Source organism: Limosilactobacillus alvi (assembly GCF_016900115.1).
Classification (GTDB): Bacteria; Bacillota; Bacilli; order Lactobacillales; family Lactobacillaceae; genus Limosilactobacillus; species Limosilactobacillus alvi.
In genome coordinates this window covers 1-565 of sequence record NZ_JACJJQ010000084.1, presented here as the reverse complement: position 1 = coordinate 565, position 565 = coordinate 1, and the positions used below count along the sequence as shown (strand labels likewise).

The window sequence follows — 565 nt, the reverse complement described above, 5'->3', positions numbered from 1 at the left end:
ATACATAAAATCCCCTAAATCAAAAAAATTGGTACTGCTAGGATTTTACTCCTATCAGTACCAAATATTGTAGACCCTTAAAAGCGAACTAACTGGAGCTTTCGCAGGTTACTTAGGGAGGAAACATAGTTGATTTAATTTTACTAAGCATTCATTACCGCTCTTGCTTCCGCCGTTTTAAGCCTGTTCCCATTAATCCAAGTAACGTTGCTAGGCCGGCTGCTACCAAACCAGTAGCTGATTGGTCACCAGTTTGAGGGAGTTTCTTAGCAGGGGCCTGAGAAGTAGAAGCCGCGGTTGGAGATGCTGGGGTGGCGCCTGAGGTAGGTGCTTGTGGCACTGCCGAACCTGGCGTTGTCGGTGTTGTTGGTTTCTCCGGCGTTGGCGTCATTGGCGTGTGGTAAACGACCGGAGTATCCGCCCCTGGATCTTCTGGTGTGACGGTTGGCGTTTCCGGCGTGTAGCCTGGAATCGTTGGAACCGGTTCGTCTGGTACTACCTTGGTTGGATCTGTTGGATCCGTTGGGTAGGTTGGCGTTGGCACATTAGGAATCTTATTACCGTT

General features: G+C 49.2%; 1 protein-coding gene. It reads right to left on the bottom strand.

From position 1 onward, the window contains the following. Positions 1-154 precede the first annotated feature (154 nt). On the bottom strand, positions 155-565 hold a 411-nt coding region (locus H5993_RS09175; protein WP_204777106.1), incomplete at its 5' end, for an LPXTG cell wall anchor domain-containing protein.